A 13,635-nucleotide genomic window follows, 5' to 3' on the forward strand; every position below is an offset into this window, starting at 1 on the left:
CAGCGAGGTATGATCGGAGATCGTGCAAGATTCGGCGCAAGATTCGGCCGAGGCGATCGCGGCGTTGCCTGTTGGCAAGGCAGCCGGCGCACGGCAGAACCGCTCGGTGCGGATCGTCCAGCGCAGTCTGGCCCGGGCGGAGCCGGTCTTCGCGCAGGCCGGGCTAGCCGGGGCGACGATGGCGAGCCTTGCCGCGGCAACCGGGTTGCCGCGCGCCAATCTGCATTATCATTTCGGAACCAAGGAAAACCTGTACGCGCAGGTGCTCGAGAACATCCTCGCCCTCTGGCTGAATGCTTCGGACAGTATTCATCCCGGCGCCGAGCCGGGGGCTGCGTTCCGCGCCTATATCGCGGCGAAACTATCCTACTCGCGCGACCGGCCGTTCGCCTCTAAAGTGTTCGCCAACGAGATTTTGCACGGCGCGGTGCATCTGCGGTCGTATCTCGGCCTCGAACTCCGCCGCAAGGTCGATGAAAAGGCCGCGGTGATCGAGGGCTGGATCGCCCAGGGCAAGATGGACCGGGTCGATCCACGGCATCTGCTGTTCCTGCTCTGGGCGATGACCCAGACCTATGCGGATTTCGACAGCCAGATTGCGGCCGTGCTCGGCGTGCCGGCGCTGGGCGCCGAGCAGTTCGCCGCCGGCCAGGCGCTGATCGTGCAACTCGTGCTGCGCGGCTGCGGCATCGATCCACCCTCACCCAAGGAGCGTTGATGAGTCTGTTGATCAGGGGCGGCACGATCGTGACCGCCGAGCGGATGGCGCGGGCCGACGTGCTCTGCGTGGACGGCATCATCACCGCGATCGGGCCGGATCTCGATGCACCGGGTGGTGCTGTGGTGGTCGATGCCGAGGCCGCCTTCGTGATGCCCGGCGGTATCGATCCGCACACGCATATGGAACTACCGTTCATGGGCACGGTGGCGAGCGAGGATTTTTACACCGGCACCGCTGCGGGCCTCGCTGGCGGCACCACCATGATCATCGATTTCGTGATCCCCGGCCCGACCGAATCGCCGCTCGATGCCTATCACATCTGGCGCGGCCGGGCCAAGAAGGCGGCGGCGGATTACAGCTTCCATGTCGCGATCACCGGCTGGTCAGAGCAAGTGCATGCGGAGATGGGCATTCTGGCGCAGCGCCACGGGGTGAACAGTTTCAAGCATTTCATGGCCTACAAGGGCGCGATCATGGTCGATGACGGCGTGCTGCTGAACAGTTTCGCCCGCGCGCTGGAACTCGGCGCGATGCCGACCGTGCATGCCGAGAACGGCGAGGCGGTGTTTCATCTCCAGCGCAGCCTGCTCGCCGCCGGCATCACCGGTCCTGCGGGCCACGCGCTGTCCCGCCCGCCGGCGGTGGAGGGCGAGGCGGCCGAGCGGGCCATCACCATCGCCAATGTCATCGGCACACCGGTCTATATTGTGCATGTCTCGACCGAACAGGCGGCGGCTGCCATCGCGCGGGCGCGTGCAACCGGCCAGCGCGTGTTCGGCGAGGTGCTGGCCCAGCATCTCGTGATCGATGAAAGCGTCTATCACCACCCCGATCCCGCGTTCGCCGCCGCCCATGTGATGAGCCCGCCGTTTCGCGCCAAACACCACCAGAACGCGCTATGGGCAGGGCTCGCCTCGGGCCAGTTGCAGACCACGGCGACCGATCATTGCTGTTTCTGCGCGCCGCAAAAGGCCGCCGGTCGTGATGATTTCACCCTGATCCCCAACGGCACCGGCGGTATCGAGGATCGCATGAGCGTGCTCTGGCATCATGGCGTGCGCAGCGGCCGGCTGACGGCGCAGGAATTCGTGCGCATCACCTCGACCAACACGGCGCAGATCTTCAACATCCATCCGCGCAAGGGCAGCATCGCGGTCGGGTCGGATGCCGATATCGTGGTGTGGGACGGCGCGGCGCGGCGGCGGATTTCCGCCAGCACGCATCACCAGACCGTCGATTTCAACGTGTTCGAGGGCATGGAGGTCACCGGTGTGGCGCGCCACACGATTGCCGGCGGCGCGCTGGTCTTCACCGAGGGCGATCTCCGCCCGGTGCGCGGTGCCGGGCGCTACATCGAGCGGCCCTGTTTCACGCCGGCGGTGCCGCGCCCTGCGGCGCTCGACAGCCTGGTGCGCGGCGCGTGACGGCCCAGGCAGCGGACCGCCGCATCACCTGGTGCCCGACCGACAGCTGGAATTTCCTGTCCTTCGCCATCGGCATGCTGGCCGAAGCCTATGCGTTCGGCGTGGCATCGGTCGCGACCGGCTGGGTCAGCATTCCGAAATCGCTGCTCTCGCTGTTGCTGGCCTGGGCACCGATCTGGCTGATCATCGGCATCGCGATCTCGGGCCCCTTGTCGGACCGGCTGGGGCGCAAGCTTATGTTCTATGTCACCATGGCGCTGTACGGCGTGGGTGCGCTCGGGCTTGCGTTCAGCCAGGGCTACGGGCTGATCCTGCTGTTTCTGGCGATCATGCTGCTGGCCTCGGGTGGCGAGATGAACACGATCCTGATCGCCTCGCATGAGCTGATGCCGCCGCGCCACCGGGGCAAGGCCACGATGGCGGCGGTCAGCTTCGTCTCGATTGGTGGGCTGGTGCTCGCCGTTGCCGCATTTTCATCATCCTACGGCTCGGTACCGGTGCAGCGCGCGGTGGTCGGCGGTGTGGGGTTCGTGATCGTCGCCGTGCTGTTCTATGTGCGGGGCCGGACGCCGGAATCACTGCGCTGGCTCTACGGCATCGATCCGGCGCGGGCGGTGCGCGAGGCCGAGCATTTCTACCCCGATCAAGCGGCCGCACGGATCGGCGCGATCGAGGCGGAGTTGCGCACGTCCACCACAGCGACATCGTCATGGCGACAGGTGATGGGCTTGCCACGCATGGGCCTGAAGCTCGCGTGCAGCACCATGATGTCGTTCGGCAACGCGGCCGGCTATGGCATGATCACCTACGTGGTCGGGCCGTATTTCTTCAAAAACCTGACCGATCAAATTCTGCTGGCCGCCGGGCTGGCGGCGGTGATTTCCGGGGCGATCTTCCTCTCGGGCGACCGGTTCAGCCGGCGCCGGACCTTGCTGCTCGGCTATGTCGCCTGTTCAGGGATCAGCCTGATCATCGTGCTGACGCGCGGCTGGTGGCATAGCGACGCCTTGCGGTTTCTTGCATTGGTGTTCGTTTTGAACTTCTTCATCAACATCGCATATATCACCGAAGATACGTTCAAGGCCGAAATCTGGCCGACCGCGGTGCGCGGTTCGATGACGGCGCTGGTGCGGTTCATCTCGATCGGATGCTATGTCGTGACCATTTTCGTGACCCAGAACCTGACGATCGGCGAATATCTCGGCTTCAACCTCGCGGTCTGGCTGGTCGGGCTGGCCGGGGCGGGGCTGTGGTCGGCATTCGGCATCGAAACCGGCGGCGGCGCGGCGCTCGGCATCGCCTCGGGCGAAACGATCGCCGATCGCTCATGACCGCCCGGCTGAACCTGAACGCGATCGGCCCGCTCACCGCCTATGAGGATGCGGCGGCAGCAGTCCATGAAATCCGCCGCATCTACGACCAGAGCCTCGCCCGGATCGGCGCCGGGTTCCGCGCCCTGGTGGCCGATCCACAAGCGCCGGGCCCGGTCGAGGCACCCTACCCCTACGTCGCGTTTTCGGTGGCGCAAGAGCAACTCAACGTCGATGCGCGGCTGTCGCACAGCGTGTTTCTCGAACCCGGCATCTACGGCACGACGCTGACACGGCCGGATATTTTCGGTTCCTACTACCACGAACAAATCAGCCGGCTGATGCATCACCACGGCTGTGCCGTGCATGTCGGCCCCAGCGCGACGCCGATCCCGCTCGCGTTCGCCGCCCCGGATGCCTCGGGTGCCGCCGCCGATTTCGATTACGAGGCGCTGCTCGATCGTTCGACCAAGCCCGATCTATGGGCGATCAACGACGCGATCGCCAACAGCACCAACCGGCCGCTGGTCGATGCGCCGAACCCGCTGTCGCTGTTCACCGCCGAGCGGGTCGATTATTCGATCGCGCGCCTGCACCATTACACCGGCACGGCCCCGGGTCATTTCCAGTCCTTCGTGCTGTTCACCAATTACCAGCGCTATGCGGATGCCTTCGTGGCCTATGCGCGCGCGCAACTCGGGGCAGGCGAGGTCAACGCCTTCGTCGGGCCCGGCGATATCGAGATCGCCGCGGGCGGCACGATCGATCCCGACGCATTCAGCCGCAATCTGCCGCAGATGCCCGCCTATCATATCAAACGCCCGGACGGCGACGGCATCACCCTGGTCAACATCGGCGTCGGGCCGAGCAATGCCAAGACCATCACCGATCATATCGCGGTGCTGCGGCCGCATTGCTGGCTGATGGTAGGCCATTGCGCCGGGTTGCGGCGCGGCCAGGTGCTCGGCGATTACGTGCTGGCGCATGGCTATGTCCGCGCCGATCATGTGCTCGACGATGATCTGCCGCTATGGGTGCCGGTCCCCGCGATCGCGGAGGTGCAGGTGGCGCTGGCCGAAGCGACCTCGCTGGTCACCGGCCTGCGCGACCATGAGTTGAAAACCCGGCTGCGCACCGGCACCGTCGCGACCACCGACAACCGAAACTGGGAAATCCAGCTCGACACGTATTTCGCCGCCTTCAACCGCAGCCGGGCGATTGCGGTGGATATGGAGTCCGCCACCGTCGCGGCCAACGGCTTCAGGTTTCGGGTGCCCTACGGCACGCTACTCTGCGTATCGGACCGGCCGCTGCACGGGCAGTTGAAACTGCGCGGCATGGCCAATGAATTCTACCGCACCAGCATCGATCAACACATCATGATCGGCATCGAAACCATGAACATTTTGCGCCGCCAGGGCGTCGAACGGCTGCATTCGCGCAAGCTGCGCGGCTTCGTCGAACCCGGATTCCGCTAAACTCGATCAACAGCGCGGCGACGGCGCAACCACAATGTCCGCCACTGCCACGCTCCGGCATCAGTCGTCGCGCTGGATGCGTTCCTGACGCTCGTGACGTTCCTGCGCCTCGATCGACAATGTGGCGATCGGCCGTGCCATCAGGCGTTTCAAGCCGATCGGCTCGCCGGTTTCCTCGCAATAGCCGTAGGTGCCGCCTTCGATTCGCGCCATTGCCTGATCGATCTTGCCGATCAGCTTGCGCGCGCGGTCGCGGGTGCGTAACTCAAGCGCGCGGTCGGTTTCGACGCTGGCCCGATCGGTGATGTCGGGCTCCAGAATACCTCCCTCCGAAAGACTGGCGAGGGTGCCGTTCGCTTCCATCAGCAGATCGTGCCGCCAGCGTAGCAGCCGTTGGCGAAAATACTCGACCTGCATCGGATTCATGAATTCTTCATCGTCACTCGGTACATAATCCGGGGCGAGAGTGATCAGCATGATTATGAGTCTCTCCAACGAGTCGGCCAGCCGGGGGTCGCCATCGGCCGCGCGCAGGCGGCTTATAGCTTCGGCCCTGCCTGACGCCAAGAGCCATGCTGCGGCAATTCACCGAGCCGTCATATTTGGTCACGCCGCGCAAGTTCCACCTTGGCGCGCAGCCGGATTGCCCCGATGATCTGGCGCAGAACCGGGTCGGCAGGCTCGGTCATGGTCGCGATGGCGTCGTTCAGCGCGGCGAGCGCGGCACCGCCATCCTCGTTCAGGGTGGCGATCTGGATGGCGCCCAGGGCGCCGAGCACGCGCTCGCCGCCGCGCCGTGCCGAGCGGTCGCGGTGCTGCGGGCAGGTATCCTCCTGCAGCGCGATCAGCCCGGCCGGAATGACCGCCGACACCGGGCCCGCCGATGCCGTGGCGGGCTGGCGCGGCGTGAAACCGGCGTTGGCGGCTCTGGCGGCCGTGCCGCCGGACCGGACCGGAGCGACCCCGGACAATGCTGAAACCCGTGTCATGCCAACTCCTCGAAGCGTTTTGCGCGTTTTGCAATTTTGCCGACGAACGCATGTTTAGCTGCAAAGTATTAACTTTTTACTGCGATAACCGGATTTGTGAGCACAATCGTATCATCGCAGCCCGCCCCATCCCGGCCGATCCTGCGGCGCTTCGGCCTGATGGTCATCGCCGGCGTGTTGGCCATATCGCCCCTTGCCTGCATCGGCACGGCGCGGGCGCAGGTCCGTATCAAGGACATCACGGATATCCAAGGCATCCGCGATAACCAATTGATCGGCTACGGGCTGGTGGTGGGGCTCAACGGCACCGGCGATTCGCTCAACAACGCGATCTTTACCCGCCAGTCGCTGATCGGCATGCTCGAACGCCTGGGCGTCAACACCGAAGATCAAGCCGCCAGCCTGCAAACCAAGGATATCGCCGCGGTCATGGTCACGGCCAATCTGCCGGCGTTTTCCCACAGCGGCGAACAGATCGACGTCACCGTTTCAGCCCTGGGCGATGCGAAGGACCTCACCGGCGGCACCTTGCTGGTCACCCCGCTGCTCGGCGCGGATGGCCAGGTCTATGCCGTGGCGCAGGGTTCGCTGGTCACCGGCGCGATCAAGGCGAGCGGTGCCAATTCCTCCTTCACCCAAGGCGTGCCGACGGTCGGCCGCATCACCAACGGTGCCATCGTCGAGCGGTCGGTCAATTTCACCCTCGCCACCCAGACCGATCCGAAACTCGAATTGCGCAACCCCGATTTCACCACCGCCGAACGAATCGCGGACGCGATCAACACCGATCTGGGGCCTGGCATCGCCACGATGGACGATCCGCGAACCATTACGCTCGACCTGAAAGGCCGCAACGTCGTCAGCGACCTGGCCGCGATCGAGGATCTGAAAGTGGAGCCGTCCTCACCCGCGACGGTCGTGGTCGATGAAGCCACCGGCACGATCGTGATGGGGGCGGATGTGCGGATCAGCACGGTCGCCATCGCGCAGGGCAATCTCACCGTGCAGGTCACCAACACGCCGGTGGTCAGCCAACCGGGCCCGCTCTCCAACGGTCAGACGGTTGCGACCGCGCAAACCACAATCTCGGTCAAGAAAGGCAAAGGCAAGAAAATGGCAATCGTCAAAGGCAGCGTCAGTCTGCGCCAGTTGGTCAGCGGGCTGAACTCCCTCGGGGTCGCACCCCACGACATGATCAGCATTCTCCAGGCGATCAAGGCGGCCGGCGCGCTGCAAGCCCAGTTGATCGTGCAATGAGCGGTACCATCGGATCGGTCCCGATCCTGCCGCCGGCGACCCGCACGATCCCGGCAGCGCGCACGACGGATGCTACCGCGCAGAAATTCGAAGCCATGGCGATCGCCCAGTTTCTGAAACCGATCTTCGAGACCATGGGCAAGGCCGATGCGCCGTTCGGCGGCGGCACAGCCGCTCGACAGTTTCAGCCCTTCCTGATCGATGCCATCGCCAAATCGATGGAAGCGCGCGGCGGCCTCGGCCTCACGCCGATGATCGAAACCACCCTGGCCGGCGAACAGGCAAAGCAGGGCCCCGCACCGGCGTTCCGCATGTCGACAGGAGTCAAAAAATGATCACCAAATCCCCCACCAAAATCGTCCCGCCACCGGAACCCTCACCGCTGCTCGATGCGGTGACCACCCTCACCACAGTCCTCGAGGCGGAAAACAAAGCATTGCGCCAATCGGATTTCGGTGCCAGCGGCGCGCTCGCCGATGCCAAACGCCTTGCGATCGTTTCGCTCGAAAGCCTCACCCATCATCAACCGCCCTCGCCACGCCTGATGCCGGAGGCGCTGCACCGCCGGCTGGACAGCGCGATCGAGCAGAACCGCCTGTTGCTGCGCCGCTCGATCGACACGCAGCAACGCGTCATCGCGACCATCCTGCAAGCGATCGACCCTGAACCGCTCGACGGCCATTATCCCGGCCACAACGGTGCCGAATCATCCCACCGGAACACAGCGCCGGTCGCGCTGACGCTGCGTGCATAACCGCCCAAGCGGCCAATCTCTGGTCACTGCCGGCGCGCTATGGCATGGCCAATCTCATGCGTCTCATTCTGATCACGATCGCGCCGTTCGAATCCGTCTCCGGCGCATCGTTCTACCATCGCCGCCTGCTCGCCGCCTGGAACGACATGGGCGGCACCGCCGAGGTGATTGCCTTGGCGTCACCACCTGCGCCCGATTTCGCCGAGCGGTTCGATCCATCAGCCTCGATCATCGTCGAAGGTGCCGCGTTCGAATACGCGGAGGCCGTCATCCCCGCGCTGCAGGCACGCGGAGCCGTCGCCCTGATCCATCACCCAACGGCGCTGGAACCCGGCACGCCCGAGCCGCGCCGCCGTACGCTCAAGGCGCTCGAACTGTCCGTGCTGCCCGGTTTTCGCAAAGTCATCGCGGCCAGCGCACCGATCGCGGAGCGCCTTACCCAGGAATTCGGCGTACCAGCCAACCGGCTGCATGTTCTGGTCCCCGGCACCGATCACCAGACCCGCCGCCCGATCGATGCCGATGCGCCGTTCGGCGCGCCCTGCACCATTCTGTCTCTTGCGACCCTCACCTATCGCAAAGGCCACGATGTCCTGCTGAAAGCCCTCGCGACCCTGACCGACCTCAACTGGCGTCTGATCCTGGCCGGCGAACCGCGCGATGAAACCTATGCTCACAGCCTCGATACGCTGATCGAGCAAGCCGGCCTGTCCGGCCGGGTAGAGCGACACGGCGCACTCGAAGGTGCTGCCCTCGATACCGCCTGGGCGCGCGCCGATCTATTCGCCCTGGCAACCCGCTTCGAAGGCTTCGGCATGGTGATCGCCGAAGCGATGGCCCGTGGCCTGCCCGTCGCCATCACCGATGGCGGTGCCGCCGGCAGCCTCGTTGCAACCGGTGCCGGCATCGTCGCCCCGGTCGATGATGTCGCCCAACTCGCAAAAGCGCTCCGCCGGCTGATCTTCAGCCCTGCCCTGCGCGCCGAAATGGGCGGCATCGCCTGGGCTCACGCCCGCACGCTACCGGAATGGCCGGATCAGGCCGCGGCGCTGCGCGATATCATCGCGCACTGACCGGCCCCGCACCCGCGCGTCATTCCACGCGCTCCAGCAGCCGTTCGACGCGGTCTTCGAACGCGCTGAAGGAAAACGGTTTTCTCAACAGATCAACCCGCGGCCCGGTCACGACACGGGCGGCATCGCTCCCGGCACTCAGCCCGGTGATAAACAGCACCGGCAACCCCGGCCGCAGCGCATGCGCCGCATCGACCAGGCAGCGCCCGTCCATCGCCCCACGTAACCCGATGTCGGAAATCAGCAGATCAATCCGGCCGGATGCGGACAGCACGTCGAGCGCCGCCGCGGCATCGGGCGCCTGCACCACCGAGAAGCCGAGCCCCTCGAGCATTTCAGCCAGCAGCGCGCGCAAATCGGGCTCATCGTCCACGACCAAAATGACGTCCTCGGCCCCGCGCTGCGGCGCCCGCGTGGCGGAATCCGCCCCGTCGATCGCACCGGTAGCGGTCTCACGTGGAATGAACAGGCGGACGATCGTCCCCATGCCCGGCCGGCTCTGTAATTCGACGTGACCGCCGGATTGTTTGAGAAAACCGTAAATCATCGACAAGCCGAGCCCGCTGCCCTGGCCGCCCTTCCTGGTGGTAAAGAACGGATCGAACGCCCGCGCCGCCACGTCCTCGGTCATGCCGCAACCGGTGTCCATCACCGATACCACGACATACGCTCCGGCCGTGTGGGCAGCACCGGCACCTGGTATGTCGAGCGTCCGGTTACACGCCTCGATCGTCAGGCGTCCGCCGTCCGGCATCGCGTCACGCGCGTTGATCGCCAGATTGAGCAGCGCGTTTTCCAGCTGATGATGGTCGCAGACCGCGGTGCCGACCGCAGGGTCGCACCGCGTCCGCAGTTCGATCGCCGGGCCGACCGTGTGGCTGAGCAATTCCTCGATGTCGAGCAGGAACCCCGGGATGTCGATCACCGTCGGCATCAGGGATTGCCTGCCCGAAAACGCCAGCAGTCGTTGCGTCAGCCCCGCAGCCCGGCTGGCGGCACTGCGCGCCCCGGCCAAATAGGATTCCGCCGATGTCAGATCACGCTGCGCCAGACGCGTCGTGAGCATATCGAGATTGCCGATAATACCGGCCAATAAATTATTGAAGTCATGGGCAATCCCGCCGGTCAACTGACCGATCGCCGCCATTTTCTCGCTCTGGCGCAAGCCGGACGCGATGCCCTCACGCGCGCGCACGCGCGCGGTCGTTGCCATGATCACCGCGAACACGCCATCGACGCGGTTCCCGTCTGCCATGATCGGCGTATAGCTGATATCGATCCCGCACCGCTGCGCCGCCGCCAGTTCAGCCGTGCCAAGCGCGGAGTCAGACAACAGCACCGCCTCGCCCCAGCCGACGCGCTCGATCACCGACCGGCAGAACGATGCGTATTCCGGAAACGCGTCCGCCACGGCCATGCCGAGCGCCCGCGGATGCCGCGTACCGATCAGCGCCGCGTAAGCGTCGTTATAGACCAGAATCCCGGTAGACCCCAGGAGCAGGGCAATCGGGGCGTGTGACCGCAACGCCAAATCGACGGCGCAGCAACGCGCGGCCGGCCAATCATTGCGCGCACCCAACACGGTCGCACCCCAGTCGAACGCGCTGATCAGGCTGCGCGTATCGGAGCCCGGCGTGAGTTGGCTATGATCCATGTTGTGGCGGTTCAGATTCGCAACAAAGCTGCACCTGACGGTCCGATCCATGCTGAGACGCCAATGGCCTGAGACAAGTCACGCAGCCTGCTCAGGCTCATACCGGAAATCATTCCCAGTAGATTAACTTTTGGTGATTTCACCCGGCCGATGCAAGAGGACGGTTGAAGGACAGCCAGAAATTTATCGCGCAGCGCGTCGCCGATCGCGCAAGCTGGCTCAAATATGCAGAGCCCGCCCATCAACCGCGAGCGCCGCCTCTTTCACCGCCTCGTTCAGCGTCGGATGGGCGTGGCTGGTCCGGGCGATATCCTCGGCCGAAGCGCCGAACTCCATCGCCAGCACCAGCTCCGCGATCATCGTGCCGGCATCGGGCCCGATGATATGCGCGCCCAGCACCTTGTCGGTCGTCTTGTCGGACAGGATTTTGACGAAACCGTCAGTATCGCCCATCGCGCGCGCCCGCCCGTTCGCCATGAACGGGAACTTGCCGCTCTTGTACGCCACGCCCTCGGCCTTGAGCTCTTCCTCGGTCTTGCCGACCGAGGCAACCTCCGGCCATGTGTACACCACGCCGGGGATCGCCCCATAGTTGACATGCCCGGCCTGCCCCGCCAGCAATTCCGCCAGCGCAACGCCCTCTTCCTCGGCCTTGTGGGCCAGCATCGCCCCAGCGATCACATCGCCGATCGCGTAAATGCCTTTGACATTGGTGGCGAAATGCCCGTCGGTCTTGACCCGGCCGCGCTCATCGGTCGCAACGCCGACACCATCCAGCCCCAGCCCCTCGGTATGCGCCCGCCGGCCGATCGCGACCAGCACGACATCGGCTTGCAGCGTTTCCGCCGCCCCGCCCCTGGCCGGTTCAAGTATCAGAGTCACCCCGGCATCGGTTTTGGTTGCCCCGGTCACCTTGGTGCCGAGCTTGAACTTCATGCCGAGCTTGGTCAGAATTTTCTGAAAACTGGTCGCGATCTCGCCATCCATCGTCGGCACCAGACGGTCGAGATATTCGACCACCGTCACCTCGGCCCCCAGCCGGCGCCAGACGCTGCCGAGTTCCAGCCCGATATAGCCACCACCGATCACCACCAGATGCTTCGGCACCGATGCCAGCGCGATCGCGCCAGTCGAGGTGACGACGCTTATCTCATCGATCTCCACCCCAGGCAGCGGCACGCTCTCGCTACCGGTCGCAATGACGATATGTTTGGCCGTATAATCAACGCCTTCAACAGTGATCGTATCGGCGGACTTGAACGTTGCCGCCCCCTTCAGCCAGGTGATCTTGTTCTTCTTGAACAAAAACTCGACGCCCTTGGTGTTGGCGCCGACCACCTCATCCTTGTGCCCCATCATTGTCGGCAGGTCGAACGAAACCTCCTTGGCCATCACCCCATGCTGCGCAAACCCGTGCAGCAGCGCATGATAATTCTCCGAGGATTGCAGCAACGCTTTCGAGGGAATGCACCCGACATTCAGGCATGTTCCCCCCAGCGTCGCCCGCTTCTCGACGCAGGCAACCTTCATCCCCAGCTGGGCGGCCCGGATGGCGCACACGTAACCGCCGGGGCCGGCGCCGATGACGATGAGGTCGAACTGGTCTGGCATTCGTTAAAATCCTTTAGGAAGGGTTCCTTTTTGTAGAAAAGAACCAAAAAACTTTTATTCACATCAGGTCGTGCCCTGGCGCGTCATTCGCCTGGGCACGACGTCCGCAAGGCTTCGTTGGGCTAGATTTCCAGCATCAGCCGGCGCGGATCCTCGATGCTCTCCTTCACCCGCACCAGGAACGAAACCGCCTCGCGCCCATCGATGATCCGGTGATCATACGACACCGCCAGATACATCATCGGCCGGATTTCCACCGTGCCGCCGATCGCCATCGGCCGATCCTGGATCTTGTGCATCCCCATGATCGCCGATTGCGGCGGGTTCAAAATCGGCGTCGACATCAACGAGCCGAACACGCCGCCGTTGGTGATCGAGAACGTACCACCCGAAAGCTCATCGAGTTTCAGCGCCCCATCGCGCGCCCGCTTGCCGAACCCGGCAATCGCCGCCTCGATTTGCGGAAAGCTCATTTGATCCGCATCGCGCAGCACCGGCACCACCAGCCCGTTCGGGCTGCTGACGGCAATGCCCATGTTCACGAAGTTCTTGTAGACAATTTCGTCACCGTCGATCTCGGCATTGACCGCCGGAAACTCGCGCAGCGCGGCAACGCACGCCTTGACGAAAAAACTCATGAAACCAAGGCGCACACCCTTGTGCTTCTTCTCGAACGCGTCCTTGTATTCCGAACGCAGCGCCATCACCGCCCCCATGTCGACCTCGTTGAACGTGGTCAGCATGGCGGCGTTGTTCTGCGCCTCCTTCAGCCGCGCCGCGATGGTGCGACGCAGACGGGTCATTTTCACCCGCTCCTCGCGCACATCCTCGGTGCGGGGCGCCTTCGGTGCCGCGACCGGCTTTTCGGCCGGCTTGTCGAGAAACGCGATCACGTCGCCCTTGGTGATCCTGCCATCCTTGCCCGAACCATCGATCTGGGCCGGCGCAACCTTGGTCTCGGTCATCATTTTCTGGGCCGCCGGCATCGGCGCGTGACCGCTGCGGGCAACCGGGCCAGACGGCGGCGGCGGCGCGGTCACGCCGGCCGGCGGGTTGGCCGCGGGCTTCGGCTCGGCCTTGGCAGGCGCGGCAGCCGCCCCATCACCGGCACCGATCGTGCCGAGCAGCGCGCCAACTTCGACCTCCGCCCCCTCATCCGCCGCAATCGCCTCGATCGTACCGGCCGCCGGGGCATTGACCTCCACCGTCACCTTGTCGGTTTCAAGCTCGACGATCGCCTCGTCCCGCTCGACCCGCTCGCCGGCTTTTTTGATCCAGCGCGCAACCGTCGCGGTCGTGACGCTTTCGCCCAGAGTCGGGACCTTGATTTCGGTGGACATACTTCTGCCTCTCCTGTCGGCGTA

Annotated in this window: 13 protein-coding genes; 8 read left to right on the forward strand and 5 right to left on the reverse strand. The window is 64.7% G+C overall.

Features of this window, described 5'->3' with window-relative positions:
- Positions 1-22: 22 nt before the first annotated feature.
- Genes B7X49_RS03690 through B7X49_RS03705 form a run of 4 tightly spaced genes read left to right on the forward strand, consistent with a single transcriptional unit; the run spans position 23 to position 4,933 of the window.
- Positions 23-718 carry a TetR/AcrR family transcriptional regulator gene (locus B7X49_RS03690; RefSeq protein ID WP_286703462.1) on the forward strand — a complete coding sequence of 232 codons (696 nt, stop codon included), beginning with the start codon at positions 23-25 and terminating at the stop codon, positions 716-718.
- The gene (hydA, locus tag B7X49_RS03695) at positions 718-2,145 is read left to right on the forward strand and encodes a dihydropyrimidinase (protein ID WP_286703463.1); all 1,428 of its coding nucleotides are present in this window, start codon (positions 718-720) and stop codon (positions 2,143-2,145) included. The genes B7X49_RS03690 and hydA overlap by 1 nt, the downstream gene beginning before the upstream one ends.
- Positions 2,142-3,476 (forward strand): MFS transporter, encoded by a 1,335-nt coding sequence (locus B7X49_RS03700; protein WP_286703464.1) that lies wholly within the window; start codon positions 2,142-2,144, stop codon positions 3,474-3,476. Before hydA ends, B7X49_RS03700 begins: the two co-directional genes overlap by 4 nt.
- A complete protein-coding gene (locus B7X49_RS03705) occupies positions 3,473-4,933 on the forward strand; it encodes an AMP nucleosidase (protein ID WP_286703465.1) in 1,461 nt (486 codons plus the stop codon). The genes B7X49_RS03700 and B7X49_RS03705 overlap by 4 nt, the downstream gene beginning before the upstream one ends.
- 60 nt (positions 4,934-4,993) lie before the next feature.
- On the opposite strand, the gene dksA is transcribed toward B7X49_RS03705, so the two are convergent.
- Positions 4,994-5,407: an RNA polymerase-binding protein DksA gene (gene dksA, locus B7X49_RS03710; RefSeq protein ID WP_175612098.1), complete on the reverse strand. Its 414-nt coding sequence runs from the start codon at positions 5,405-5,407 to the stop codon at positions 4,994-4,996.
- A 122-nt stretch (positions 5,408-5,529) separates the two neighbouring features.
- Positions 5,530-5,922, reverse strand: coding sequence for a flagellar assembly protein FliX (locus B7X49_RS03715; protein ID WP_286703466.1), 393 nt, complete (start codon positions 5,920-5,922; stop codon positions 5,530-5,532).
- Positions 5,923-6,081: 159 nt separating this feature from the next.
- On the opposite strand from B7X49_RS03715, the gene B7X49_RS03720 reads away from it, so the two are divergent.
- The 4 genes from B7X49_RS03720 to B7X49_RS03735 are packed head-to-tail and all read left to right on the forward strand — an operon-like array spanning position 6,082 to position 9,006.
- Entirely contained in the window at positions 6,082-7,179 is a 1,098-nt protein-coding gene (locus B7X49_RS03720; protein WP_286703503.1) for a flagellar basal body P-ring protein FlgI, read from the forward strand.
- Complete coding sequence (locus B7X49_RS03725) at positions 7,176-7,514, forward strand: rod-binding protein (RefSeq protein ID WP_035228212.1); 339 nt, start codon at positions 7,176-7,178, stop codon at positions 7,512-7,514. Before B7X49_RS03720 ends, B7X49_RS03725 begins: the two co-directional genes overlap by 4 nt.
- Entirely contained in the window at positions 7,511-7,933 is a 423-nt protein-coding gene (locus B7X49_RS03730) for a hypothetical protein (RefSeq protein WP_286703467.1), read from the forward strand. Before B7X49_RS03725 ends, B7X49_RS03730 begins: the two co-directional genes overlap by 4 nt.
- 44 nt (positions 7,934-7,977) lie before the next feature.
- Positions 7,978-9,006, forward strand: a complete 1,029-nt coding sequence (locus B7X49_RS03735; protein WP_286838322.1) for a glycosyltransferase family 4 protein — start codon at positions 7,978-7,980, stop codon at positions 9,004-9,006.
- A 19-nt stretch (positions 9,007-9,025) separates the two neighbouring features.
- Here B7X49_RS03735 and B7X49_RS03740 read toward each other — a convergent pair whose 3' ends face one another.
- From B7X49_RS03740 to odhB, 3 genes are all read right to left on the reverse strand, one after another.
- The gene (locus B7X49_RS03740) at positions 9,026-10,660 is read right to left on the reverse strand and encodes an ATP-binding protein (protein ID WP_286703469.1); all 1,635 of its coding nucleotides are present in this window, start codon (positions 10,658-10,660) and stop codon (positions 9,026-9,028) included.
- A gap of 219 nt (positions 10,661-10,879) precedes the next feature.
- Positions 10,880-12,271: a dihydrolipoyl dehydrogenase gene (gene lpdA, locus B7X49_RS03745; RefSeq protein ID WP_286703470.1), complete on the reverse strand. Its 1,392-nt coding sequence runs from the start codon at positions 12,269-12,271 to the stop codon at positions 10,880-10,882.
- Positions 12,272-12,393: 122 nt separating this feature from the next.
- Positions 12,394-13,611, reverse strand: a complete 1,218-nt coding sequence (odhB, locus tag B7X49_RS03750; protein ID WP_286703471.1) for a 2-oxoglutarate dehydrogenase complex dihydrolipoyllysine-residue succinyltransferase — start codon at positions 13,609-13,611, stop codon at positions 12,394-12,396.
- Between the last annotated feature and the right edge of the window lie 24 nt (positions 13,612-13,635).

The sequence above is a fragment of the Acidiphilium sp. 34-64-41 genome (genome assembly GCF_002282635.1).
Taxonomy (GTDB): Bacteria; Pseudomonadota; Alphaproteobacteria; order Acetobacterales; family Acetobacteraceae; genus Acidiphilium; species Acidiphilium rubrum.